The organism is Leuconostoc falkenbergense, from assembly GCF_014634805.1.
GTDB classification, from domain to species: Bacteria; Bacillota; Bacilli; order Lactobacillales; family Lactobacillaceae; genus Leuconostoc; species Leuconostoc falkenbergense.
On the sequence record NZ_BMBS01000016.1, the window covers coordinates 17,191 to 40,252 of the forward strand.

30 protein-coding genes and 1 riboswitch are annotated in these 23,062 nt (G+C 38.5%); of the genes, 7 read left to right on the top strand and 23 right to left on the bottom strand.

What is annotated here, in order from left to right; translation table 11 throughout:
* The first annotated feature begins 83 nt into the window (after positions 1–83).
* A complete protein-coding gene (locus IEU71_RS04665; protein ID WP_036068017.1) occupies positions 84–341 on the top strand; it encodes a hypothetical protein in 258 nt (85 codons plus the stop codon).
* 6 nt (positions 342–347) lie between these two features.
* On the opposite strand, the gene IEU71_RS04670 is transcribed toward IEU71_RS04665, so the two are convergent.
* The 16 genes from IEU71_RS04670 to IEU71_RS04740 form a co-directional block, all read right to left on the bottom strand.
* Positions 348–836, bottom strand: coding sequence for a hypothetical protein (locus IEU71_RS04670; protein WP_036068019.1), 489 nt, complete (start codon positions 834–836; stop codon positions 348–350).
* A gap of 166 nt (positions 837–1,002) precedes the next feature.
* Positions 1,003–2,382: a bifunctional UDP-N-acetylglucosamine diphosphorylase/glucosamine-1-phosphate N-acetyltransferase GlmU gene (glmU, locus tag IEU71_RS04675; protein ID WP_036068022.1), complete on the bottom strand. Its 1,380-nt coding sequence runs from the start codon at positions 2,380–2,382 to the stop codon at positions 1,003–1,005.
* Between the two features lie 7 nt (positions 2,383–2,389).
* Positions 2,390–3,223: a pur operon repressor gene (purR, locus tag IEU71_RS04680; RefSeq protein ID WP_010275630.1), complete on the bottom strand. Its 834-nt coding sequence runs from the start codon at positions 3,221–3,223 to the stop codon at positions 2,390–2,392.
* A gap of 102 nt (positions 3,224–3,325) precedes the next feature.
* Complete coding sequence (locus tag IEU71_RS04685; RefSeq protein ID WP_036068027.1) at positions 3,326–4,117, bottom strand: metal ABC transporter permease; 792 nt, start codon at positions 4,115–4,117, stop codon at positions 3,326–3,328.
* Positions 4,110–4,814 (bottom strand): ATP-binding cassette domain-containing protein, encoded by a 705-nt coding sequence (locus tag IEU71_RS04690; protein WP_036068028.1) that lies wholly within the window; start codon positions 4,812–4,814, stop codon positions 4,110–4,112. Before IEU71_RS04690 ends, IEU71_RS04685 begins: the two co-directional genes overlap by 8 nt.
* Positions 4,811–5,650, bottom strand: coding sequence for a metal ABC transporter solute-binding protein, Zn/Mn family (locus tag IEU71_RS04695; RefSeq protein WP_036068030.1), 840 nt, complete (start codon positions 5,648–5,650; stop codon positions 4,811–4,813). The genes IEU71_RS04690 and IEU71_RS04695 overlap by 4 nt, the downstream gene beginning before the upstream one ends.
* A 136-nt stretch (positions 5,651–5,786) precedes the next feature.
* Positions 5,787–6,020 carry a Veg family protein gene (locus IEU71_RS04700; RefSeq protein WP_010275621.1) on the bottom strand — a complete coding sequence of 78 codons (234 nt, stop codon included), beginning with the start codon at positions 6,018–6,020 and terminating at the stop codon, positions 5,787–5,789.
* Positions 6,021–6,124: 104 nt separating this feature from the next.
* On the bottom strand, positions 6,125–7,012 hold the full coding sequence (gene rsmA, locus IEU71_RS04705; RefSeq protein WP_036068031.1) for a 16S rRNA (adenine(1518)-N(6)/adenine(1519)-N(6))-dimethyltransferase RsmA: 888 nt from the start codon (positions 7,010–7,012) through the stop codon (positions 6,125–6,127).
* Complete coding sequence (rnmV, locus tag IEU71_RS04710) at positions 6,996–7,577, bottom strand: ribonuclease M5 (protein WP_036068034.1); 582 nt, start codon at positions 7,575–7,577, stop codon at positions 6,996–6,998. Before rnmV ends, rsmA begins: the two co-directional genes overlap by 17 nt.
* Positions 7,570–8,367: a TatD family hydrolase gene (locus tag IEU71_RS04715; protein ID WP_036068037.1), complete on the bottom strand. Its 798-nt coding sequence runs from the start codon at positions 8,365–8,367 to the stop codon at positions 7,570–7,572. The genes rnmV and IEU71_RS04715 overlap by 8 nt, the downstream gene beginning before the upstream one ends.
* A 79-nt stretch (positions 8,368–8,446) precedes the next feature.
* Positions 8,447–8,851, bottom strand: coding sequence for a transcription antitermination factor NusB (gene nusB, locus IEU71_RS04720; protein WP_010275609.1), 405 nt, complete (start codon positions 8,849–8,851; stop codon positions 8,447–8,449).
* Positions 8,851–9,300, bottom strand: a complete 450-nt coding sequence (locus IEU71_RS04725; RefSeq protein ID WP_036068040.1) for an Asp23/Gls24 family envelope stress response protein — start codon at positions 9,298–9,300, stop codon at positions 8,851–8,853. Before IEU71_RS04725 ends, nusB begins: the two co-directional genes overlap by 1 nt.
* Before the next feature lie 153 nt (positions 9,301–9,453).
* A complete protein-coding gene (gene efp, locus IEU71_RS04730; RefSeq protein ID WP_036068044.1) occupies positions 9,454–10,014 on the bottom strand; it encodes an elongation factor P in 561 nt (186 codons plus the stop codon).
* A 106-nt stretch (positions 10,015–10,120) separates the two neighbouring features.
* Positions 10,121–10,357, bottom strand: a complete 237-nt coding sequence (locus tag IEU71_RS10275; RefSeq protein ID WP_308738281.1) for a MarR family winged helix-turn-helix transcriptional regulator — start codon at positions 10,355–10,357, stop codon at positions 10,121–10,123.
* Between the two features lie 9 nt (positions 10,358–10,366).
* Entirely contained in the window at positions 10,367–10,579 is a 213-nt protein-coding gene (locus IEU71_RS10280; RefSeq protein WP_308738282.1) for a winged helix DNA-binding protein, read from the bottom strand.
* Between the two features lie 9 nt (positions 10,580–10,588).
* Complete coding sequence (locus IEU71_RS04740) at positions 10,589–11,134, bottom strand: LOG family protein (protein ID WP_036068048.1); 546 nt, start codon at positions 11,132–11,134, stop codon at positions 10,589–10,591.
* A 137-nt stretch (positions 11,135–11,271) separates the two neighbouring features.
* Between IEU71_RS04740 and IEU71_RS04745 the strand changes: the two genes are divergently transcribed.
* The 4 genes from IEU71_RS04745 to IEU71_RS04760 all read left to right on the top strand — a co-directional run bounded on the left by IEU71_RS04745 (position 11,272) and on the right by IEU71_RS04760 (position 15,937).
* Positions 11,272–11,484, top strand: coding sequence for a DNA-dependent RNA polymerase subunit epsilon (locus tag IEU71_RS04745; RefSeq protein WP_010275590.1), 213 nt, complete (start codon positions 11,272–11,274; stop codon positions 11,482–11,484).
* On the top strand, positions 11,484–13,166 hold the full coding sequence (gene rnjA, locus IEU71_RS04750; protein ID WP_036068050.1) for a ribonuclease J1: 1,683 nt from the start codon (positions 11,484–11,486) through the stop codon (positions 13,164–13,166). Before IEU71_RS04745 ends, rnjA begins: the two co-directional genes overlap by 1 nt.
* A 222-nt stretch (positions 13,167–13,388) precedes the next feature.
* The gene (gene ppcA, locus IEU71_RS04755; RefSeq protein WP_036068052.1) at positions 13,389–14,903 is read left to right on the top strand and encodes a phosphoenolpyruvate carboxylase; all 1,515 of its coding nucleotides are present in this window, start codon (positions 13,389–13,391) and stop codon (positions 14,901–14,903) included.
* Between the two features lie 98 nt (positions 14,904–15,001).
* The gene (locus tag IEU71_RS04760; protein ID WP_080519656.1) at positions 15,002–15,937 is read left to right on the top strand and encodes a diacylglycerol/lipid kinase family protein; all 936 of its coding nucleotides are present in this window, start codon (positions 15,002–15,004) and stop codon (positions 15,935–15,937) included.
* A 55-nt stretch (positions 15,938–15,992) separates the two neighbouring features.
* On the opposite strand, the gene IEU71_RS04765 is transcribed toward IEU71_RS04760, so the two are convergent.
* Positions 15,993–16,925, bottom strand: a complete 933-nt coding sequence (locus IEU71_RS04765; protein ID WP_036068056.1) for an ADP-ribosylglycohydrolase family protein — start codon at positions 16,923–16,925, stop codon at positions 15,993–15,995.
* A 19-nt stretch (positions 16,926–16,944) separates the two neighbouring features.
* Positions 16,945–18,102, bottom strand: a complete 1,158-nt coding sequence (gene metK, locus IEU71_RS04770; RefSeq protein ID WP_036068058.1) for a methionine adenosyltransferase — start codon at positions 18,100–18,102, stop codon at positions 16,945–16,947.
* A 99-nt stretch (positions 18,103–18,201) separates the two neighbouring features.
* Positions 18,202–18,305, bottom strand: a riboswitch (SAM riboswitch).
* A 157-nt stretch (positions 18,306–18,462) separates the two neighbouring features.
* Between metK and IEU71_RS04775 the strand changes: the two genes are divergently transcribed.
* On the top strand, positions 18,463–19,290 hold the full coding sequence (locus tag IEU71_RS04775) for a hypothetical protein (protein WP_036068061.1): 828 nt from the start codon (positions 18,463–18,465) through the stop codon (positions 19,288–19,290).
* A gap of 18 nt (positions 19,291–19,308) precedes the next feature.
* Here the strand turns inward: IEU71_RS04775 and miaA are convergent, their stop codons facing one another.
* Positions 19,309–20,193 carry a tRNA (adenosine(37)-N6)-dimethylallyltransferase MiaA gene (gene miaA, locus IEU71_RS04780; RefSeq protein ID WP_036068063.1) on the bottom strand — a complete coding sequence of 295 codons (885 nt, stop codon included), beginning with the start codon at positions 20,191–20,193 and terminating at the stop codon, positions 19,309–19,311.
* Complete coding sequence (locus IEU71_RS04785) at positions 20,186–20,926, bottom strand: glycerophosphodiester phosphodiesterase family protein (RefSeq protein WP_143470301.1); 741 nt, start codon at positions 20,924–20,926, stop codon at positions 20,186–20,188. The genes miaA and IEU71_RS04785 overlap by 8 nt, the downstream gene beginning before the upstream one ends.
* A 91-nt stretch (positions 20,927–21,017) precedes the next feature.
* On the opposite strand from IEU71_RS04785, the gene IEU71_RS04790 reads away from it, so the two are divergent.
* Positions 21,018–21,200: a DUF3042 family protein gene (locus IEU71_RS04790; RefSeq protein ID WP_036068066.1), complete on the top strand. Its 183-nt coding sequence runs from the start codon at positions 21,018–21,020 to the stop codon at positions 21,198–21,200.
* 29 nt (positions 21,201–21,229) lie between these two features.
* On the opposite strand, the gene IEU71_RS04795 is transcribed toward IEU71_RS04790, so the two are convergent.
* Genes IEU71_RS04795 through spx form a run of 3 tightly spaced genes read right to left on the bottom strand, consistent with a single transcriptional unit; the run spans position 21,230 to position 22,882 of the window.
* Entirely contained in the window at positions 21,230–21,634 is a 405-nt protein-coding gene (locus IEU71_RS04795; RefSeq protein ID WP_036068068.1) for a rhodanese-like domain-containing protein, read from the bottom strand.
* Between the two features lie 58 nt (positions 21,635–21,692).
* Positions 21,693–22,391, bottom strand: coding sequence for an adaptor protein MecA (locus IEU71_RS04800; RefSeq protein WP_036068070.1), 699 nt, complete (start codon positions 22,389–22,391; stop codon positions 21,693–21,695).
* A 56-nt stretch (positions 22,392–22,447) separates the two neighbouring features.
* Positions 22,448–22,882 carry a transcriptional regulator Spx gene (gene spx, locus IEU71_RS04805; RefSeq protein WP_036068072.1) on the bottom strand — a complete coding sequence of 145 codons (435 nt, stop codon included), beginning with the start codon at positions 22,880–22,882 and terminating at the stop codon, positions 22,448–22,450.
* Positions 22,883–23,062 lie beyond the last annotated feature (180 nt).

Below are 23,062 nucleotides of genomic sequence, written 5' to 3' on the forward strand. Positions count from 1 at the left end.
TGATAGTCAACTTAAGATGATCATCTTAAGTCCTTAATGCTGCAATATTTACAGTTAGTTATGAAATCGTTATACTTATAGGCATGATAAAAATAACTAAAATAACGCAACATTTCATCCACCATCACATTGCACCTAAAAACACTAGTTTAGATGATTTGTTCGTTTCAAATACTGATTTCAAAGACAAAAAAGCATTAGCTGCTTATGTGATTGAGACATACAGCCTTGGGCAACTTATCAGTGTAAAATTTAATGTTGCCGATCATATTCTCGACTTTACTTATCGTCACAATGAGCAAACTGGACGAGTTGTGGCTGAAGTCGCCATAGTGGACTGACACCGTTTATATTTCAACATCAGCTTGGGCTTCTGTTTCTGCAGATGCTTGCTCTGAGACAATATGTGCTAACTGTTCATCAAACCAACTTGCAATCTTTGCCTGTGCACTGTCAGTATCATCCTCATAAGTTGAAACCGAACTCACTAACGCAATTTTCAGTTTTGACTGACTAACAAATGGATTTTCAGCAATCATGTATAGATTAACACCAAGTGCTTCACTGTCTGGCAAAATCATTTTTCGTAACTGATTTTGATAACGCAAAGGTAAGTTGATAACATTTGTTTCAACACTTAGTGTTGTCCCAGCTGCTTCGATCCCGCCATTAATGTTAAGTGTAATTTGCATAAAGTTTTCATCAGCTACATGCTGAGCTAACTCGCTCATAAGCTCATCAATTGGCACAGTTTGTCCATCTTCGACAGTTATTGATTTGTTATAAAATGTTGCATCAGCAATGTTAGCCAACGCACGTTCACCTGTTATTTGCATAAAATTTCCTCATGTATAATATTAACATATCTACTCAATTTACTGATTAAAATTCATTTTATGTCAAAACGAGATACTTCAATTATCTTCATGTATTACCTAATAATCACAAAAGTTTATATTTTGAGGGAGTATTTCAAATAAAAAAGAGCTCATGAGCTCTTTTTTATTGTTTGTGTGGCATGCGTGCCCAAAAATCAGCTTTATTCGTCTGCCTTTCACGCGCAATAGCCATTGCATGTTTTGGGACATCTTCTGTAATTGTTGAACCCGCTGCAGTAATCGCCTCATCGGCTATCGTTACAGGCGCTACTATTTTTGTGTTTGATCCAATAAATGCATGATTTCCCACTGACGTGTAGAACTTATTGACACCATCATAGTTGACAAAAACTGTTCCTGCACCAATGTTGACATCTTCACCAACTGTGGCATTGCCAATATACGTTAAATGACCGGACTTTGTACCGCGTCCTAATTTAGCATCTTTCACTTCAACGAAGTTACCGACATGAACATTGTCAGCCAAATCAGCTTGTGGTCTTAAATGAGCGTATGGCCCAATAGTAACACCATTTGCCAATCGCGCTGATTCCAAATGAGAGGCAGTAATGACATTACTGTCACCAGTAATGCTATTTTCAATTCGTGACCCTTGGGTAATTAGGTTCCGCGTTCCAATAACTGTGTCTCCTAGAATTGTCACGCCACCCTCTATCACTGTATCTGCAGCAATTTTCACTGTTTTATCAATGTAAGTACTCGTAGGATCAATTAATTCAACACCTGTAACCATTAAATCATGATTAATACGGTCATGCATAATTTGATTAGCAGAAGCTAAAGCGACACGATCATTCACACCCAATGACTCTGTAAAATCATGTAAAGTGTGTGCGCCGATTTGCTGACCATCATGTCGCAAAATGTCTAATGTGTCTGGTAAATAATATTCCCCTTGGGCGTTATTATTTTTTACTTTTGACAAAGCATCAAACAATAATTGATTGTTAAAAACATAAACACCAGTGTTAATTTCTTTAATATGTCGTTCTGTTACACTGGCATCTTTTTGTTCAACAATTTTAACAACAGTATTGTCATCACCACGCACGATTCGGCCGTAGCCAGTTGGATCATCTGCAATTGCCGTCAATACGGTCACGGCATTATTGCTATGCTGATGCTCGACGACCAATTCTGAGAGCGTTTCGCGACGAAACAGCGGTGTATCACCTGACATAATTAATGTCACACCGTCACTATCTCTTAATTCTGTTTGTGCTTGTTGCACTGCGTGACCCGTACCCAATTGCTCCGTTTGCAAAACAAATTTACTACGATTACCAACATGTTCTTGCACGCGCTGCGCACCGACACCAATTACTGTTATTAATTGACTAGCATGCAGTCCTGAGACAGACTCAAGTACCCAATCAATCATCGTCTGTCCTGCCACCCGATGCAATACTTTGGGCGTGGTAGATTTCATACGTGAACCTTGTCCAGCAGCTAGTATTAGTACATTAATCTCATCTTTACTCATGTTCAAATTAATCCTTATGACTATAGATTTCTTCTAAATAGTTACCCGCCGTTACTAGAATTGGGTCGCCATTTTTTAGATTAGTATCAACATGCAATAATGACGTAAAATGATCTAACAATCTTGTAGTTGAGCGACCTTCAGCAAAAACAGCTGTACCAACAACTGTGCCGTCGAATTCTCCGACCAATGTCTGCATCCCTTGAATTGTTCCACCGGCTTTCATGAAGTCATCAACCACCAAAACACGCGAACCAGTTCTGAGCGAGCGACGAGATAATTCCATTTTTTCAACCCGCTTTGAAGAACCAGTCAAATAATTAACAGAAACTGTTGGTCCTTCCGTAACTTTGGCATCATCACGCACAATCACAAATGGTACATTAAGCTGTTCAGCAACCGCTTGAGCTAGTGGCACACCCTTTGTGGCTGCTGTCATAACAGCATCAATATCATCGCGAAGATACTGTGTCGCAATCAAACGACCAGCTTGACGTAGAATGTCTGGTCTTCCCAACAAATCAGACAAATACACATACCCACCAGGCAAAACACGTGTTTCATCGTTGACCAATTGTCTTATTTCTTCAATAAATGTTTTAGCTTCTGCTTCAGACATTGAAGGCACAAAACGTGCTCCTCCGGCAGCACCAGGCACTGTTTCAAGCAAACCAGTGCCTCGCTCTTGAAAAGTCCTTTTAAGAATGGATAAATCCTCAGAAATAGATGACTTAGCAGATTCATAGCGTTTAGCAAAATAAGATAGTGAGATTAGCTTGCGTGGGCGCTCAAGCATGTAGCGCGCCATATCGACCAAACGATCTGAGCGACGTGTTTTCATAATATGTGACGGACTCAAGTACTAGACTAGTCCGTTTCCTCCTTGAATTTTATTAATAATTACCTATAATTATAGCATTGTTTTCCAGTAATAGTTCGGAAATTAAGCCTTCCGTTTAAACTGCCATACAGATCCTAAATAGATCAAGACCTCAATAATTGCGATAAAAAAACTTGTGGGCAGTTCTGTTAGATAGGCGATACTCAAACCCACCCAAGTTCCAAACAACGCAAAAATGATTGCCATTCCCATTAGTTGTACGGTAGTGGTGGCATAGTATTTTGCACTGGCGGCTGGTAAAGTGACCAAAACAAATATTAACAGCGAACCTACCAATTGAGATGAAATACTAACAGACAAAGCAATCATGACAAGAAATACATAACGTACCCCTTGTTGTCGTTGTGTTTGCATGAACATCCCCTGTTCATCAAAAGACAACTGACGTAGTGTTCGGTAATTAAATAACAGTGTTACTAAGACAACCGCAGCCAGCATCAACAATAGATACAAATCACGATGACTAATTCCTAAAACTGAACCAAATAAAATGCCTGTTGCAGCGCTCGATGACGTGTGCCCCAATGCTAGAAATAAAATACCTAAGCCAATCGCTAATGCAGAAATGGCACTTGTCACATTGTCACGTTTAGTATATGTTGACTCCAATGCACCAATAGCAACTGACGAGGCAACTGTTGTTAACATCATGCCTAATAAAGCCGGCCATCCAATCCACAGACCAAAAGCAGCGCCGGCAAATCCAATTTCACTGAGAGAATGGGTTAAAAAAGCGTAATTTCGGGCAACCACAAATGTGCCAATAACACCAGCAACAATACTGACAATTGTACCAGCGACAAAAGCATTCTGCATAAAACTATACTCAAACATAATGAACCTCATTCTCAGGATGTGTAACTGTCATATCAACAGTTAGTTTTTTTAACGCTTGAGCATTTCCTTGCGTTACGCTACCATTAGCAAAAAATAAAAAGCCATCAGCAAAGTCAGCAACTAAATTCAACTCATGTGTGATGAATAAAACAGTTAATCCAGTTTCTTTTTGTAGCCGTACAATTGTTGTCAACAATTGTATCTTGTGTTCATGGTCTAAACTGGCTGTTGATTCATCTAATATCAGTAGTTCTGGCCGCTTAACTAAGGCTTGTGCGACAAATGCTCTTTGCCTTTGCCCACCAGACACCAAACCCAGTCGTTGATCAGCAATATCGACTAAGTCCATCTTTTCCAGTGCGTCATGAATGGCCGATTTTTCTAATTGATTGTTAAATAAATGCCAGCCACGGTTAAAAGCCAGACCAACAAATTCAGCAATACTGAGTGGATAATCTCTCGAAATATCTCTAAACTGTGGTACGAAGCCAATAGCCTGTGTGTTAACTTTCAAATTACCAACATAATTATGATGTTGTCCAATCAGAGTTTTCACAAACGTTGTTTTACCAGCACCGTTTTCGCCCAAAATGGCGTAAAAACTGCCTGCTGGCACATCAACGTTTATTTCAGACGCAATGGCCTTATCGCCATAACGGATTGTTAGTTGGTGTGTATCTATAATTGCATTCATTGTGCAAGCGCCTTTTGTATTAGTCGTAATTGTGATAATTGCCAAGACCAAATATAAGTGTCTTGCGGTAAAACCTGATTAAATGTTACAACGGGTATATTATCTTTTTTTGCTGCTGTGATTAGTCGTTTATCATGACTTGTCTGATCCTGTGTCGCCGTCAATACAAAATCAATTTTTTTGTCGCTCATTTTTTTCTCTAATGACCTTATGGCAGCATCGTCAAGCTTGTCAACATCATTACTTGCAGATTGATAACCCAACTGCGTCATCATTAATTCTTGCGATTGATTAGTAGCTAAATAGGTTACATTTTTATTTTTTTTCAAATTCTGAAATATTGTTGCTAATTTAGCCGTTTTTGTCAAAAGATTTTGCTTATTGGCAACATAACTATTGCGATTACGTGGGTCCATATCACTCAGTTGATCCGTGATCTTGGTCGCCATGTTCAAAGTCGTTTGAGGGCTCAAATAAATATTGCGGTAGCTTTTACCATCAGTAATATAGTCGCTGGCAATCACTAATCTCGCGGATAAGCGCCATTGCTTGGCCCGTGTTAATAGCTGGCTTTCATGAGTATCAGTGATAATCAATTCGGACTTTTTGAATTTTGCTTTTTGCGCTGTGTCAGTGACATTCGAAATCAGCTCGGTTTTGCCATGCTTACCAGCAATAGCCTTTGCAATCTGCTGGTATGCGATATTATCAGTAGTGATTACAACCGGCTTACTATCAGGCACGCTTGTTTCACCAGCCATATTAGCGAACACTAAAAAAATCCCGATTGGAATTAAAAGAATCGTTAAAATAGCATAAATTACTTGTTTGTTCATAGTGATTTATTTCATATTGCAGATGCCTATCATCTGCTGACAATCTGTATTTTTTAGGACGTACTATACTATAATAACACGATTTAAAACAGACAAAAACCATTTGTTGATACAAAAAAAGCCCACAATCGGGCAATTAATCAGCAAATGTAATGTCGATATTTTTTGTTAATATGTCAGTATAGCTATAAGAAGCACGCTCAAAATTAGCATCTTCATCTAATTCAACAACGAATAGTGATGGAAATGTTGATCTTAAAATGCCTGACCGTTCCGTAATTTTTTTTCTACCAGCTTGGGCAACTACGGTTACTTCTTGTCCAACATGTGAATCGAGTTGAACCTTAATCTCTTGCAAACTACTTGGCATTTTTATACCACCTTTCGTGTAAAAGCTTATTTTATTATACTACAAATAACCCTTTTTTGCAAGGATAACTGAATATTTCAGCTTTTTTTAGTATAAATATTCGGCTATTTCACTAATTTTTGTGTGCGTAATGCCAAGTATAGTTCAGTAAAATTAGCTAAATCCAGTCGTTCCGCTCTGATTGAAGGTTCAATATTGGCTTCTAGCAAAGCCTGTTCTAATTTGGTTTTTGTTTCAGCTTCTTTGCCATAAGTTTGCAATAAATTGTTCCACAAACTCTTGCGTCTATGCGAAAAAGTACCTTTAATGACCCCAAAAAGTTGGTTTGGCTGTTCAACAGGTGTGTCAGGAATCGAGGGTGTTAATTTAACAACCGCACTATCAACATTTGGCGCAGGATTAAACGACGTTGCTGGCACTTTAATTGCTAACTGTGCAGTCGCAAAATACTGTATGGTCAAAGTTAAAACGCCATATTCTTTTGTACCTACCTGAGCATTTAAACGATCTGCCACCTCACGTTGCATCATGACCACGATATTATCCCAAGAAATATCCGCTCGCAATAACTGCATCAAAATTGGTGTTGTAATATAGTAAGGTAAATTGGCAACAATTTTCACATCGGCATTTTCACCAAATTCTTCTGCGATTACACGTTTTAAATCTACCTTTAAAATGTCATTTTCAATGACGTGAATATTCTGATATGGCGACAACGTATCCGAAAGAACTGCGACCATTTGAGGATCAATTTCAAATGCAACCACTTTTTTTGCTGATTTAGCTAGTTGTTCTGTTAGGGCCCCGATACCGGGCCCAATTTCAATCACATTGTCCTCAGCTGTAATGTCAGAGGCTGCCACAATACCATGCAATACATTTAGATCAGTCAAAAAATTTTGCCCAAATTTTTTCTTAGCCCTTAATCCATATTCATTTAAAATTGCTTGTGTTCTTGTTGGATTGGCAATATCAATTGTTTTTCCCACTTTGCATTTGTCCTTTCAACACTTCTTCGACCTGTGTACGTTTGATACCAAAGGCATTTAAACGTTTAATCAACTGTTTGCCATTTGTATAACCAATGTGTAGCTTTTCGCCTACCACAACCCGACGTTCACGCGCATTTGGCCCACTTAAAAGGCCTTGTTGCAATAAAAATGATTGATCAATGTCACTTGATACAGTCAAGCGTGGTGTTATGATATGTCGCAAAGCATTTATAATGTCGTCCGGACTAGCATGTTCAATGCCTAATGATTTGTGAGGATTATCATGACTCGCACGAGCTTGATCTTGTGTGATGTATGCTTGTTTAGCCGTTGGAATAGCTTCTGACATAATATGGCGAATCCGCTGTCCATTAAAATCAGGATCGGTAAAAATAATGACGCCTCGCTGTTTGGCAGCTAATTTTGCCCTATCAATTGCATCTTGATTAACGGCACTCCCGCCAGTTTCAATCGTATCAGCAATCACCGCCCGAGCAATGTTTTGCGTATCTGAACGACCTTCAACAATAATAACTTCATTGATGCGTTGTCTATTAATCATGATTTAAAAACAAGCGATGCGCATTTTGACGTGTTAAATCAGATAACGCCTTTGGAGACATGTCTAACGTTTCTGCTAGACTATCAATGACATACTTAACAAAAGCCGGTTCGTTAGTTTTGCCACGATAAGGCGTAGGCGCCAAATAAGGCGCGTCAGTTTCAACTAAAATACGGTCTAATGGTACAACCTTTGCGGCGTCTCGTACTTCTTGAGCTTTTTTAAAGCTAACAACACCACTAAACGAAATTGACATTCCCAGATCAACAAAAGCTAGCGCCTGTTCTGGTGTGCCTGAAAAGCTATGCATCACACCTTTTGTGACACCAGACGCTTTTAGAATTTGATAAACATCCTCAAACGCATCTCGATTATGAATGATAACAGGTAAATCATATTTTTTTGCTAATGCCAAATGCGTCAAAAAAGTTTCTTTCTGAGTTTCATGAGAAGTACTTTCCCAATAATAATCTAAGCCTGTCTCACCAACACCCACGACTTTGTCCTGTTGCAACTGCTCCGCCAACGTAGTGGCTGCTGTCTCGTCAAAGCCATCTGTATCTTCTGGTTGAAATCCTAAAACGGCGTATACATTTTCATGCGACTGCGCAATTGACAAAGCACGTTGATTAGCAACTGCATCATAACCAACAATATTCATTTCCATTACTCGAAATTCGTTTGCCCGCCCAATATAGGCGTCTACATCATGATATAATTTATCATCATTTAAATGTGTATGTGTATCGTAACTATCTGCCGGTGTCTTGGTTGGATCATAAATTGCCATTTTGGCCTCCAAATTATTATTTAAGCTAATACTAAGTATATCATGGTTCTACGTCAATAAAAAAACCGCTTTTTGCGGTTTAATTAGTTGGTGCGAAGTTTTTTAGTACACCATTAACAAACTTACGATCATCATCATCAGCGAACGTCTTAGTTAATTCCACTGCCTCATCGATGGCAACCTTATATGGTGTTGCTTTGATTGAAACTAGTTCATAAATGGCTAAACGTAGTATAACGAGATCAGCTTTGTTGATTCGGTTTATTGCCCAACCATCAGCTAAATGAGCCGAAATTTGCTCATCCAAGTCATTTTTTGATCCCAACACACCATTAATTAATCTTGGCAAATAATCATCAAATGTTTTACCATTCAAAACAATGTCGTATAAATCATCAATTTTGCTGTCTTGCGGATCCTTTTCAAGTGCAAAAAGAATTTGAAATGCAGCTTGGCGAGACTCATGTCGCGTTAAACTTGCCATTAATTAGATACCTCGTCACCAAATAAATTATTGGGATCAATTGCACTGTCCGCTTTTTCTGGTACAATACCGCTGACGTGAACATTGATTCTTTCAACATGCAAATCCGTCATAGATGCAATTTGTGATTTGATAGCATTCTGAATATTCAAAGCAACTTTTGGCACCGCCACGCCATATTGTACGAAAACATAGGCATCAATCACCAATCCATCAGTCGTTTGTTGTAATTCAACACCTTTACCACGCGCATTAGAACCAAAAACGCTTGTAAAGCGATCAGATAATTTACCACGCATCGAATAAACACCGCTAACTTCCTGAGCAGCAATTTGCGCGATAATTTCAACAACTTCAGGTGTTACTTGTGTCGTACCTGACACATCACTTTTAGTTGCTAACAATAAATTTTTATTTGCCGTTTTGCCTTGCTTGATTTCTCTGGCCATAGTTACTCCTCGACAAGCTATTTAAAATAAAAAGTTCCACAAGGGAACTTTCAGGGTTACCGTGTACAGTTGCATTTAATCGTAACGACTGTGTTTTGACTTAATCACTTGCTTAATGCTATCAAAAGACAATTCATTCGAACTAAACTGTAATCACGCGCGGCCCTTATATGAACCGTCTTCAGTATTAACAATAATTGTTTCACCTTCGTTAACGAAGTCAGGAACTGTGATTGTAGCACCAGTTTCAACTGTTGCAGGCTTACCTGAACCGGTAGCAGTTGCACCTTTGATACCTGGTTGTGTTTCAGTAACTTTCAATTGAACAGTTGATGGTAATTCAGCTCCCAAAATTTCGTTACCGTACATTGTGATCTTAACTTCCATACCTTCAAGCAAAAACTTCAAAGCATTAGTCAAATGTTCATCAGGAATGTTCACTTGTTCGTAAGATTCAACATCCATGAACACACGACCGTCATTTTCAGCGTACAAATATGACATTGGACGTGTCGTGATGTCTGCTTGTTCAAACTTATCACCTGGTCGGAATGTCACTTCGTTAACTGCACCAGTACGCAAATTCTTTAACTTTGAACGTACAAAGGCACCACCTTTTCCAGGCTTAACGTGTTGAAAATCCAAAACGCGCCAAATTGAGTTTGAATATTCGATTGTCAAACCCGTCTTTAAGTCATTCATGCCGATTGCCATGATTAGTATCCTCTTTATTCAGTAATATGATTATTATAACAGAAATCCCCTCTTAATAGTAGGGATTTCAAACAAGTAAAAATTTTACCACATTTACATGTTATTTTCAATCTTTTTTGCTATTTAGCTCCGGCTGCACAATCAATGCGTCTAGGCGACGAAGCGTTTTTAAGAATTCTTTTCCTTCAGATATACCAAAAATATCTAACCACTTATTGAAACGTTGGCGAACACTTTGTGCAATAATTGCTTCAACTTCGACGCCTTTAGGCGTTAAGACTAACAGCACACGGCGCCGGTCATCTGGATCTTTTTCTTGGTTTAAATAACCTCGGTCAAACAATGGTTTGAGTTACCGGGCAATTGCTCCCTTAGTTACACCACGATCTTTAGCGATTTCGGTCATAGTCAAGGGTTCCTCACTTTGGGAAACAGCTGCCATGATTAACCATTGTTCAAATGATGCACCATACGGATTAGCTGGTTGTGAAATTAATTTTTCTAGATTTTTAATTGCTGACATATAAACACTTACAAACTCACTCAATAGATCTGAATTTTTCATTTTATTTCCTCACATGCTGTCAATCATGGCCATCACTTCTTCGAGATTATCGTAAACATGCACCCATTTCATGTCGCTAGTGTTAACAAAATGATCGTCAACCATTTGATCCAACCACTTTTCAAAATAATCATAAAAACCGTTGATATTGTACAAAATAAGTGGCTTGTGGTGCAATCCTAACTTGCCCCAGCTAATAACTTGCGCTAATTCTTCTAATGTACCAAGACCACCTGGTAAAACAACAAATACATCTGAATAATCAATTAGTAGCTGTTTCCGCTCTGTCATTGATTCTACTTCAATCAATTGCGTTATTTTATCTGCATCAATGGCATCCTCAGCCAAATTCCGTGGTGAAATACCTAAAACCTCACCATGATTAGCCATAACACTCGTCGCCAAGGTCCCCATTAGCCCATCTTTTCCGCCACCATATACAAGGTGCAGCCCACGATCGGCTATTTGTTTACCAAGCGCTTGTGTTTGCATCTTAAATTGGGGATTGCTACCGAATTGTGATCCCAAAAAAACGCCAATTGTCTTTATCGTCATTTGTTTATCCCTTACACCAATTTACCAATTATAGTATTAATAATCAAGTGAAGTATCTTAAAATCAGTCCATGTGGTAAACTAGTAGTTAAGGTTTTCGTTCGTGACAAATTAAAATACTATTTTTTGGAGGCATTTATGATTTTTAAAGTTTACTATCAAGAACACCCTGAGCGCAATCCAAAGCGCGAAACAACACAGTCACTGTATTTAGAGGCTGAAAGTTTACCTCAAGCGCGTGAGTTAATTGAGGAAAACACGCAATACAACGTGGAGTATATCGAAGAATTGTCAGATAAGGCTGTAACATACGAAAAGGCCTACCCTCACTTCGAAATCACAACATTCTAATGACATATTCAGTAGATATTAAACCTAATGAAGTCGCAGTTTATGCGCTAGGCGGTTTAGGCGAAATCGGTAAAAATACGTACGGTATTGAGTATCAAGATGAAATCATTGTCGTCGACGCAGGCATTAAGTTCCCCGAAGACGAATTACTTGGTATCGACTATGTTATCCCAGACTATACTTACCTAGTGGATAATATCGATCGCGTTAAGGCACTGGTAATCACTCACGGACACGAAGACCATATCGGTGCTATCGCCTACTTTTTACAAGCTGTTAATGTACCAGTTTATGCTGGCCCATTAGCCATGGCACTCATCAAAAACAAACTCGAAGAGAAACAACTACTTAACCGTGTCGAGTTACACGAAATTACCGATGGTTCCGTATTAGAATTTGATAAAATGAGTGTCGAATTTTTCCGAACAACTCACTCAATTCCCGATGTGTTTGGTGTTGCGGTGCACACACCAGTTGGCACAATTGTGGAAACTGGTGACTTTAAATTTGATCTCACCCCAACTACTAAGCAGCCACCTAACCTTTGGTCAATGGCACGCATTGGTGAAAATGGTGTTTTGCTCATGATGAGTGACTCAACCAATGCTGAGCGTCCAGAATGGACAAAATCAGAAGCTTGGGTAGCAAAGTCTGTTAATCGTATTTTTGACAAAATTGAACATGGTCGTATTATCTTTGCTACTTTTGCCTCAAATATGAATCGTGTACGAATGGCAACAGATGCCGCTATTGCGCGTGGTCGCAAAATTGCAGTATTTGGTCGTTCTATGGAATCTGCCGTGACAAACGGCCGTGCACTGGGTTATCTCAATATTCCTGATGACATGCTCGTTGAGCAATCAGACATTAAACATATTCCTGATGACGAACTTTTGATTTTATCAACTGGTTCTCAAGGTGAACCAATGGCTGCATTAGCGCGAATTGCTGAAGGTACTCATAAACAAATTCGCCTGAAGCCTAAAGATAATGTCATATTTTCATCGTCACCCATTCCTGGTAATACCGCTTCTGTCAACGCTGTTATTAATAAATTAGAAGAAGGTGGCGCAAATGTTATTTATGGTAAAGTCAATAACATTCACACTTCTGGTCACGGTGGTCAAGAAGAAGAAAAGTTGATGCTAGCACTAATGAAGCCCAAGTTTTTCATGCCTGTTCACGGTGAATATCGTATGTTAAAAGTTCACGCTTCTTTAGCGCATGAATTAGATATTCCCGATGATCACACTTTCATCCTTGAAAACGGTGACGTTCTGGCATTAGATGGCGAAAATGCCCGTGTTGCAGGTCATTTTCCAGGTGAGGATACCTATATTGATGGATCTGGAATCGGTGATATTGGGTCGGTTGTCTTACATGATCGTCAAAAGCTATCACAAGATGGGTTAGTCGTCGTCACTGCAACCATCAATCTCAGCAAAAAGGAAATCCTTTCCGGTCCAGATATTTTATCACGTGGGTTCGTTTATATGCGTGAATCTGGCGACTTAATCAATGAAGGTCGTCGTGTTATTTTCGGTACAATTCGTCGTGTAATGAACAATGCCAACGCAAGTGAATCAGATATTCGTCAAGCTGTTATTGATGAATTATCACGCTTTTTGTACAAAGAGACTGCTCGAAAGCCAATGATTTTACCTATGTTAATTATGATGTAATAAAAACCACTAAATTTTAATAATTTGGTGGTTTTTGACTGTTTTTTTGAATATTATTGTTATTATTTTGTGCCCAACTCCAAACATTATGTGTCCCATCATAACAAAATACAGACATTACAAAAACAAATACGTAATTATTCGGAAAAAAACTAGCATATTCTCAAAACACCTAGAACGCAATATGTTACAATACTGTAAGTAAAACATTAAGGAGCTATCATGACAACACGTAAAATTCCTACAATCATGGGTACACAGCATCCCGATAACGCTAATGCACCTTTCTGGGACAGTTCTCAGCAACCATTCATCAGCGCTTATCGTGAGACCAGCGAAGCATTTGAAAACTTTAGTGAATTAAATGTTGACGAATATATGTGGGATTGGGAAGGTAAACATGCCGATGCCGCAGTCATTGATCGCTTATTCAGCTCAGAGTATGACTATTTCAAGGAAAATCAAATTGGACGAGACAAGTTTTTAACATTCCGATTTCCAAATATTTGGGAAGAAAAAGGTTACAACTTGATGCAAGCAATGACCGCCTTTTTGAGTTCCGAAGATTTTGCACATGATCTTGGCTTCACTCGGCCTTTATTTGAAGCCATCTTGCCAATGGCACAGCGTGCAGACCAAATTTTAAAAATGCAACTTTTATTTGAAAAATTAGCAAATTTCAAAACAGCAGAGTTCACGCGTTCAGATAAAAACACACCTTATATCGAAATGATTCCGTTATTTGAAGATTTTGATACGCAATTACATGCACCGGAAATTTTAAAAGAATACTTAACACTCCATGAAGAACATTTTGGTTTCCGACCAAAGTATTTACGTGTGTTCTTGGCAGGATCTGATTCAGCCTTGACTGCCGGATTTATGAGTTCGATTACAGGTAACAAATTAGCAATTGCAAGATTACATGAATTTGCTGAGCAAGAAAACATTGAAATCTATCCTATTTCTGGAACAGGATCGGCTATTTTTAGAGGTGGTCTATCACCACGTCGTATTGATCGCTATGTCAAAGAATTTCCCGGTGTCAGAACAGCGACAGTCCAATCAGCTTTCCGTTATGATTTTCCATTGGAGGATGTCCAATCCGCCATTGCCAAATTAAAAGCAGAACTACCAGTTGCCGAACCACTCAAAATTAACCCTGAAGACCAAAAAATATTAGCCGAAGTTGCTGAAATTTCAGCTAAATATTATTCAAATACGCTAGATAACTTAGTGCCAAGTATGCAACCAATTTTCAAGGCGTTTCCAAAGCGTCGTGATCGTCGTCAACACGTTGGTGTTCTTGGCTACTCGCGTTCTGTTGATGGTATCGAATTGCCTCGGGCAATTAACTTCACAGGTGCGTTCTATTCTGTTGGTGTTCCCCCTGAATTTATTGGTTTCGGGCGTGCCCTGAAACAGCTTAATGCTGACCATCTTGGTGTTTTTGTGAGACATTATCCAAGTATGAAGCAGGACTTCCGAGAATTGGCTCGTTATGTCAACATGGATGCCCTACAAATCTTAAAAACTCAGAGTCCAGCTTGGGCTGAAGTGGAAGAAGATATTTTGATTTTGCAAGATATCTTTGGTTTCGAACTCCAACCGCTAACTAGAGAAGAAAAACAGCATGCAGAAATTGCGCTACAAGTTGTGCAAATTAAGGACGGTGCACCAATTGCCGTAACAGCACTCATTAATCGCATGGCCCAATTACGCCATTTTCTTGGTTAAAAAACATCCTAAAAACCGTACTTATCGTTTGATAAATAGCCTTAACGGGCTTTTTTTGTTACAATAAAATTAATTTGTTTGAAAGTTTGAGCGTGTCAATGCCACAATTCTATGTTATTAACAATCCTCTTGCTGGCAGTGGACGCCACCAAGAAACAATCTCAACAATTAAATATCAACTAACCTTTGTCTCATGGCAAGACACGACTTTTGCAGGACAAGCAACCCGTATTGCAAAAAAATTAGCTAAGGATTTGCCTGATATTCCTTCAGACAATGTCATATTGGCGATTGGTGGTGACGGTACATTAAATGAAGTCCTCAACGGATTACTCAAATTTAAACGACGAAACCCACTGCCCATTGCTTATCTACCCAATGGATCTGGCAATGACTTTGCTCGTGCGGCACAATTAGGTGATGCCAATGAATCTTTGTCACGACTAGCAAAAATTAGATCCTCACAATTACTGACGGTCGGCAAAATTGTTGGTGATGCACCAAAAAAGCAAACAAGGTATTTTGTCAATAATTTAGGCATTGGTTTCGATGCAGCAGTCGTCTCACAAACCAATCATGATAAATGGAAAGCCCGTCTCAACAAAATTGGTTTAGGTTCATTGAGCTATCTTTTTTCTGTTCTCAAGGTATTTACAAATCAAAAGAGTTTTCCTGTTACGATTAATTCAGGAGATGACTACCTCAATTTTCCGCGTGTTTTTTTGCTGACACTAACTAACCACGCTTATTTTGGTGGTGGTATCGCAATTTTGCCTGAAGCTAAGCTCACAACCTTTGGATTAGATTTGGTTATCGCAGAGAAAATGAGTTTTGCTGAGTTTGTAGCAATGTTTCTTGCTTTAAAAAGAAATGGCAGACATCTCAAATTCAAAAAGGTTCATCATATCAAAATGTCACAAAATGCTTCTATTCATGTCCGTGACATTCAACCCGGCCAAGTTGACGGTGAGGAATTAGGCAATGGTAGCTACGATTTTCAATTAAAATTTGAACATTATCCATTTTGGATTTGAATAAAAAAATTCCAAGTCAATGAGATGTCATCTCACGACTTGGAATTTTTACATATCAATTAAAACGAGCGGAGCGCTCAGCTTGTGACACAATCGTCGCCAATAAACGGCGTGCTACGAATTTTTGACTGAGGTTGATTACCATTTCATCACGATAGTAAACAGCTGCCATGGCAGCAACTAAGGTTGGAACTACACTATTAGCATGACCATGAACCAATGAGTTTTTGATCGCTTCAGTATAGTTGTGACTATTCAGCAAACTCCAAATGACTGCCTCTAAGGTAGAAGCGGCTTTGCCATCTAATACTATTTTTTCGGCCGGAATATTTCTAAAATCCGGCAAATTAAGCTCATCAAACGCAGAAAGTTCAGCAACAAACACTTGGTGCCTTGAGTAATACTCAAACCCAAAAGCTAACCCATTTTCAACAGCATCTGATAAATTATTGCCGTCTAAAATTTGGCTCAGGATTAGGCTCATCATACCCACTGTCACTAAGGCGCCCTCATCATTGTGCGTTAAACCGGCAATACGATGAAGTAGCATCATCGCTGTTTCATCATTAACAAAAGAAGTGCCATATTGGTGATGCAAGTAAAGTGCCACCGGCAACATACGTGCCAAAATGTTATCACTATCTGCTGCATCATCTGATACACCGGCAGATAGCATATCACGATTTTTTATATAATTATCTAATGCTTTTTTTGTGACGTCATCAACGGTTTGGTGTGTCCCCACAGGCGCATACTGCCGTATTTGGTACCAGTTCTGTAAGTGAGCCATAACATCTGCCAACTGATAGCCTCTTGTTAAACTGGCCGTTGTTGCTAATGATAAGCTGACCTGTGTTCCCCACTCCAACTGTTTATCAAATTGTTGATCTAACACCTTATCTTGATCATTAGCAGGCAAAGACGCGATACTTTCACCAATAGCCATGCCAAATATCAAAAATTGAATTGTTGATTGTTTTTTACCCATACAATCATTTTAACATGAATTAGAGCAAGCTTTTAATTTCTTCAACTTTATCCAAAGCTTCCCAAGGTAAATCAATATCCGTTCTACCAAAATGACCAAAAGCAGCAGTTTGCTTATAAATAGGACGACGTAAATCTAAGTGATTAATAATTGCTAATGGTCTGAAATCAAATAATTGTGTGATAATTTCAGTAATTTTATTGTCACTAATTTTAGCAGTGCCAAATGTTTCAACATTAAGTGAAACAGGTTCAGCTACACCAATTGCATATGCAACTTGTAATTCAAGTCGATCAGCTACACCTGCGGCAACCATGTTTTTAGCCACATAGCGGGCAAAATAAGCGGCCGAGCGATCCACTTTTGTCGCATCTTTTCCAGAAAAAGCACCACCACCATGGTGCGCCGCACCACCATATGTGTCAACAATAATTTTACGACCTGTTAACCCAGAATCAGCTTGCGGTCCACCCAAAACAAATCGACCTGATGGATTGATATAATATTTTGTCTGATCATCAACTAATTCTTGTGGCAAAACCTTATCGATTACCAACTCACGGACATCTTTACGAAGCGTCTCAAGTGATACTGCGTCATTGTGTTGTGTCGATATAACCACTGCAGCAATCCGTTGCACTTGGTTGTCATCATTTAATTCAACAGTTACTTCACCTTTCGCATCTGGACGGAGGTAACTTAGCTGATTAGATTCGCGTACATCACGAATACGACGCATTAAACGATGTGACAATGCCAAAGTCAATGGCAAATAACTATCTGTTTCATTAGTCGCATAGCCAAACACCATGCCTTGATCGCCAGCGCCTAATTGCTCGGGATCATCATCAGCATTATTTACTGCCTGCGCAATATCAGATGATTGCTCAACAATCTTATTTGAAACATTAACAGAATCTGCTGTAAAACCTAATTCTGCTTTATCATAACCGATTTCTCTAATTGTGTCTGTGGCAATTTGGCGAATATTAACATATGCGTTAGTAGATAGTTCCCCAAAAATTGATACATCTCCCGTTGATGTTGTCACCTCGACAGCTGATCGTGCATAAGGATCCTGCGCCAAAACAGCGTCCAAAATTGCATCCGCAATTTGATCTGCAATTTTATCAGGATGTCCAGCTGAGACAGACTCTGAAGTGAAAAATTTTGTCATTGATATTCTCCTGCGTAAGGTCGCCACCAGTTTTGCAAAATAAAAAGCTAAAGCCGAAATTAAAAAGCGCGCTCGACATCGTCGAACACGCTAACGTGACGACTATCTGTACAGAATTACCACCGTACACTGCAAATTGTTAAATTTACCGCCGGTTGGTGCAGGGTCAAAGTGCTGTATCACTCGCCTGCTCTTGATAGCTGTTTTAAATTGTACTGATAATTGTAACAAACTTCCTTGTATAATTCAACCGACTTATAGGTTATTTACGTGTGCTTTCGGATTAGTTGGCTGATAATGATACAATTCTGTCATAAAAACGATACGTCATTTGTCCATTTTTACGGTACAATATTAGCTATGGATCAAGACTACTACCAACAACAAAATCTATCTCAACGAATGCCAGATGGCACCATTTTACCACGACGTTTGAGCACAGATGCCAGAGACAAGAGAAGCCTCGAAAACTTTTCACCGGCAAAATTGAAAGATTGGCGTTTTTGGGTCCCTCTGATTGTGATTGTTATCTCCCTCAACCTCGTTTGGTGGCGCTTACCGCTAATGCATACGCAAGACCTTGAGGGAGACTTAACGTGGGCATTAGCACCTTTATTTGGCTACACAATCACAATAGCTATTGGCATAGCTCTCATGATGACACAAAATTTTCGTAGTTTGTTAAGCTATTTATTTTTTGCTTTCAGTATTTTATTCACATTTAACTCACTTATTCAAGCACGTCACGAAATTTGGTTATTATTACTCATCTTAGTTGCTTTTTTTATTGGAGTCCAACAGTTGTGGCTGGGTTTACAAAATATTTTGGGATTAATTTTGCTGAGTGTCTTGGCCACTTTTACCATTCCAATTGCTATTTTTTACAGTGAAAATAATTATTTAACGCAGAAGTTTATTATTCAATTATTACCGATGTTTTTTGCCTTTTTCTTTTACTTCACCCCAATCATTATGCCAAATCCAGATGGCAGAAAACTTAGTTTGTTGTCAATTGGCCTCTTTTGGGCTGCTTTGCTAAGTCACCATGTTGGTGCTACGACGATTGTTATTTTTATACTTAGCATGTTTGCTTTCGTTTTACAGTTTGTTAAAGCGCGTATTGGCAACTGGCAAAATATGATTTACGTTTTCCTACTAGCGCTTTCAATACTATTAGTTTATCAATGAAAAATGATTCACAGCTGTCTATAACCAGTTGCGAATCATTTTTTTTAAGTCAGGTGTGGCAGTTTCACCTTTTATCCAAATTAATCCCGGTAATTGATGGCGTAAATAGGTTAATTGCCTTTTAGCATACCGTCTGGAATCTTGCTGTAATTGTTTTACGGCTTCGTCAAGTTTTTCCTCACCGTTTAGGTAACCAAAAAACTCCTTGTACCCAATGGCCTTCCCTGCCTGCAAAGTCTCTCCACCGGCGTTTAAAACCGCTTGTGCTTCATTTAAAACACCTTCACTTACCATATTAGTGACACGTTGGTTAATTCGCTGATACAATGTCTCGCGTGGCCAATCTAATCCAACAATCAGCGCATCATATGTCGGCCGCTTTACTGTTGTCTGTTGTTTATGTCCTTGATGTGCTATTTGAATTGCGCGAATCACACGTTGCCTATTATTCAAATCAACGCGTTTAGCAAGAACATCATCTATTTCTGTTAATTCATCAACTAATTGTGGTAGTGTTTTGTTGGCTAATTCAGATGACAAATTAGGATCATTGGGACTGTATTCCAATGCTTGTAACCCAAGCAATGCTTTCAGATAAAAACCAGTACCACCAACAATGATTGGTAACTTACCACGATTGCTAATATCTTCTATGATTTCGTCCGCTAGGGCAACAAATTCAGCTACGGAAAAATTATCTGTCATATTCACGACATCAATGAGATGATGTGGCATTTTTTCTTGTTCGTGAACAGTTGGTTTAGCAGTTCCTACATCCAAGCCACGATAAATTTGCATTGAATCCGCTGACACTATTTCACCATGAAATTGCTCTGCTATCTGAATTGCCACGCCTGTCTTGCCTGAAGCAGTGGGGCCGGTAATGACTATTATTTTATTCATGCTCTTGTATTTCCTTACGCATTTTAACTGCCAAGGCCACTTGGTTAGTAATAATTCCCGGAATATTAGCCTCAAAAACACGTCTCATATCACTTTCTTTATCCACAGTCCAAGGTCGGATGTGCGCATTTTTTCGCCAAAAAAAAGCGGGTTTCCTATTTAGTATTCTAATGTCAGGATGAATGTAATCAAAAACCCCACGAAATTTTAACCATAAAACTTTAGGCGTCACCCAAAATACAAGTGCCGCTATTTCGGCATCAGGTTTTAGTTTTCTAATTATTTTCAATGATTCCAAATTAAAACTCTGATAGATAATAGGATAATTCGGCTTGAAAATTTCGACCATATCTAAAATTTCGGATTCAATGCCAGGATACGTCACATGATCTGTTTTAACTTCTAGTAACAATGTTTGATTAAATTGTTGTTCTTTCAAGAAAGTCAAAAACTCAAATAAAGTTGGCACAGTTACATTTGACATTTTGGGTTCTTTATAACTACCAGCATCTAGCGCCTTAATTTCGGCTAATGTCAAATCCTTGACATAACCTGTTCCATTAGTTGTTCTGTCTACCTTCTCATCATGAATAATCACTAATTTACCATCCAGCGTTCTATGAACATCCATTTCAAGCATATCAGGGTGAAAAGCTAAGGCTGCCTCAAAGGCAGGGAGTGTATTTTCGGGTGCGACTAGACGATAGCCACGATGTGCAATAATTTCTGTCATCATTTATCCAATCTTTTTTATTTACAAATTAAAGAAAATAGTCGATAATAGTATTTAAGAAGTCTTAAGAATTTAAGGAAGTGTTTAGAATATGAAATCATTTAGATTAGGTGTTATTGTTGGCGTAATTGGTTCTGCCATCGTTGCCGCAGGTACAGCATTGGGATATCGTCAAACTGTGATTAAGCCACAGGAGAAAGCGGAAGAGACATATAATCAAGTGTCAAAAGCTGCTATTCGTCGTAGCGTTGCTGCGCATCAATCACGTTACTAAAAAGAACCGCGCTTAGCAAGCGGTTCTTTTTATTTCGTCTTTTTTCCCTCATAACGGCTAAAGCCACCACGTAGTATGAAGATTTTTTCCTTATCATAGCCCTGTTTTTTCAGTGACTTGGCAACACGAACCACATTTCGCAAATTATCGTCATAAAGAAAAATATCACGATCCTGCCGTAAGCCGGATTTACCCTGCAAAAAATTCATGGCACTGATATTGCGCGCACCCATAATATGAGAGCGCTTATACGGCTCGCTCTCACGAACATCAATTATTTGACCGTTGTCCGCATCAATTTTAGCAGCAAAGTCTTCCGGCTTTAAAAGTTTGCCATTTTGTTTGGCTGACACAAATACCCAAAACCATCCACCAAATGCAAACAAAATCCATAACACAACAACGGTTGCCATCATCATTAAAATATTCGTCATAATACTTCCTCTAAATCAATCTTATACTATTGTATCAAAAAAAGGCGCAAGCGCCTAATTAAAATAACTGATTTAATTGATCTACAGCATTCTTTACCATGACTGGTTCACCATGTTCTTTAAGCACGTCATTATTAACATCACTTAAATTACCATATTCAAAGACAATTGCCAATTTATCTTTCAGTTCTTCCCAGCTAAAGTCATCGTTTTTAGGCGTTAATTGTAAGAAAAAGGTGTTATCATATCGGTACAGATCTGATATGAAATTTTTAGCGTCAAAAGTTTTGGCAATTGCAATAGCTGATTCAAAACTAAATAATTTAATCGTAATTGTTTTCTCAAAGCTGTTAGAACTTTTTGTAACCGATTTTTTGGGTATCACTGGGTGTTTAACACTTCCGTCGTCAGATTGACGCAATTCAGTGCGACGCTCATCTGAAATATCATCAATGTCTGAATTTTTCTTATTTGCAAAATCCATAATGTTATTAAGAATATCACCAACTTGATTTTCGGAATCTAATCTGGAAATAAATAGTTCCAGTCCATTACGATTGGGTAATATCTGAAATGAAACTTGATCATCATCATCAAAATCATGCTCTGTATCAACTTCAGAAAGAATGTTGTAAAAGAAGGACTCGATTTTATCATGATTGCCAAGCAATTCCATTACAGAAATACCACGATCTTCAAGATCAGAATTATTGATCATTACACGAATTGTGTTTTCATTGATACGCTCTCGTTCCATATTCACACTACCTTTCTAATTAAAATTTTAAATAATAGTTTTAAGGAAAATAGACATTAACTCTCCTCAACAACTAAATCTTTTGCTGCTTCTTCAAAATCCGCTTTGTAGGTTGCACGAAAAAGTTCACGTTGACGAACGTCTCGAGGCAAGAAACGGCGAATCTCATCTTCATTATAGCCTACTTGTATCCTTCGGTCATCCATAATTATTGGTCTTTTCAAAAGTGAAGGGTATGCCACAATTAAATCAATTAATGTATTAATTGATATATCATCCAAATTAACCGCTAATTTTGAAAAAATTTTGGATCTGGTCGAAATTAATTCTTCAGTACCATCTTCAGTCAAACGAAGCATTTCTTTCACCTCATTAGCATTAATGGGGTTTTTGTTCAGGTTTCTCTCAATATAGGGAATATTGTGATCTTCTAACCATTGCTTAGCTTTTCTGCAAGAGGTGCAACTAGGCGATGAAAAAAGTGTAACCATACATCGTTGCCCTCAAAATTCATAAGATACATCCATTATACCGTATTTACTTACTAAAGTACATTGACTATAGTATAGCAAAAAGAGCAATCAAATTAAATTGACTGCTCTCGTTCTTCTTATGTACGGCACCGCATCGTCCTATCCTCGCAGGAAGCGATCCTCCAACTACTTTCGGCG

Coding starts and splice junctions, on each gene's coding strand:
- IEU71_RS04775 (WP_036068061.1), top strand. CDS start 18,463: ATGGATCAAGACTACTACCAACAACAAAATCTATCTCAACGAATGCCA.
- purR (WP_010275630.1), bottom strand. CDS start 3,223: ATGAAAACACGTCGCTCAGATCGTTTGGTCGATATGGCGCGCTACATG.
- IEU71_RS10280 (WP_308738282.1), bottom strand. CDS start 10,579: ATGAAAAATTCAGATCTATTGAGTGAGTTTGTAAGTGTTTATATGTCA.
- IEU71_RS04745 (WP_010275590.1), top strand. CDS start 11,272: ATGATTTTTAAAGTTTACTATCAAGAACACCCTGAGCGCAATCCAAAG.
- IEU71_RS04790 (WP_036068066.1), top strand. CDS start 21,018: ATGAAATCATTTAGATTAGGTGTTATTGTTGGCGTAATTGGTTCTGCC.
- IEU71_RS04725 (WP_036068040.1), bottom strand. CDS start 9,300: ATGGCCAGAGAAATCAAGCAAGGCAAAACGGCAAATAAAAATTTATTG.
- spx (WP_036068072.1), bottom strand. CDS start 22,882: ATGGTTACACTTTTTTCATCGCCTAGTTGCACCTCTTGCAGAAAAGCT.
- IEU71_RS04795 (WP_036068068.1), bottom strand. CDS start 21,634: ATGACGAATATTTTAATGATGATGGCAACCGTTGTTGTGTTATGGATT.
- IEU71_RS04690 (WP_036068028.1), bottom strand. CDS start 4,814: ATGAATGCAATTATAGATACACACCAACTAACAATCCGTTATGGCGAT.
- IEU71_RS04665 (WP_036068017.1), top strand. CDS start 84: ATGATAAAAATAACTAAAATAACGCAACATTTCATCCACCATCACATT.
- miaA (WP_036068063.1), bottom strand. CDS start 20,193: ATGAATAAAATAATAGTCATTACCGGCCCCACTGCTTCAGGCAAGACA.
- IEU71_RS04800 (WP_036068070.1), bottom strand. CDS start 22,391: ATGGAACGAGAGCGTATCAATGAAAACACAATTCGTGTAATGATCAAT.
- nusB (WP_010275609.1), bottom strand. CDS start 8,851: ATGGCAAGTTTAACGCGACATGAGTCTCGCCAAGCTGCATTTCAAATT.
- IEU71_RS04760 (WP_080519656.1), top strand. CDS start 15,002: ATGCCACAATTCTATGTTATTAACAATCCTCTTGCTGGCAGTGGACGC.
- IEU71_RS04670 (WP_036068019.1), bottom strand. CDS start 836: ATGCAAATAACAGGTGAACGTGCGTTGGCTAACATTGCTGATGCAACA.
- IEU71_RS04715 (WP_036068037.1), bottom strand. CDS start 8,367: ATGGCAATTTATGATCCAACCAAGACACCGGCAGATAGTTACGATACA.
- IEU71_RS04700 (WP_010275621.1), bottom strand. CDS start 6,020: ATGCCAAGTAGTTTGCAAGAGATTAAGGTTCAACTCGATTCACATGTT.
- IEU71_RS04740 (WP_036068048.1), bottom strand. CDS start 11,134: ATGACGATAAAGACAATTGGCGTTTTTTTGGGATCACAATTCGGTAGC.
- IEU71_RS04765 (WP_036068056.1), bottom strand. CDS start 16,925: ATGGGTAAAAAACAATCAACAATTCAATTTTTGATATTTGGCATGGCT.
- IEU71_RS04695 (WP_036068030.1), bottom strand. CDS start 5,650: ATGAACAAACAAGTAATTTATGCTATTTTAACGATTCTTTTAATTCCA.
- ppcA (WP_036068052.1), top strand. CDS start 13,389: ATGACAACACGTAAAATTCCTACAATCATGGGTACACAGCATCCCGAT.
- IEU71_RS04785 (WP_143470301.1), bottom strand. CDS start 20,926: ATGACAGAAATTATTGCACATCGTGGCTATCGTCTAGTCGCACCCGAA.
- IEU71_RS04685 (WP_036068027.1), bottom strand. CDS start 4,117: ATGTTTGAGTATAGTTTTATGCAGAATGCTTTTGTCGCTGGTACAATT.
- metK (WP_036068058.1), bottom strand. CDS start 18,102: ATGACAAAATTTTTCACTTCAGAGTCTGTCTCAGCTGGACATCCTGAT.
- rnjA (WP_036068050.1), top strand. CDS start 11,484: ATGACATATTCAGTAGATATTAAACCTAATGAAGTCGCAGTTTATGCG.
- glmU (WP_036068022.1), bottom strand. CDS start 2,382: ATGAGTAAAGATGAGATTAATGTACTAATACTAGCTGCTGGACAAGGT.
- rnmV (WP_036068034.1), bottom strand. CDS start 7,577: ATGATTAATAGACAACGCATCAATGAAGTTATTATTGTTGAAGGTCGT.
- efp (WP_036068044.1), bottom strand. CDS start 10,014: ATGGCAATCGGCATGAATGACTTAAAGACGGGTTTGACAATCGAATAT.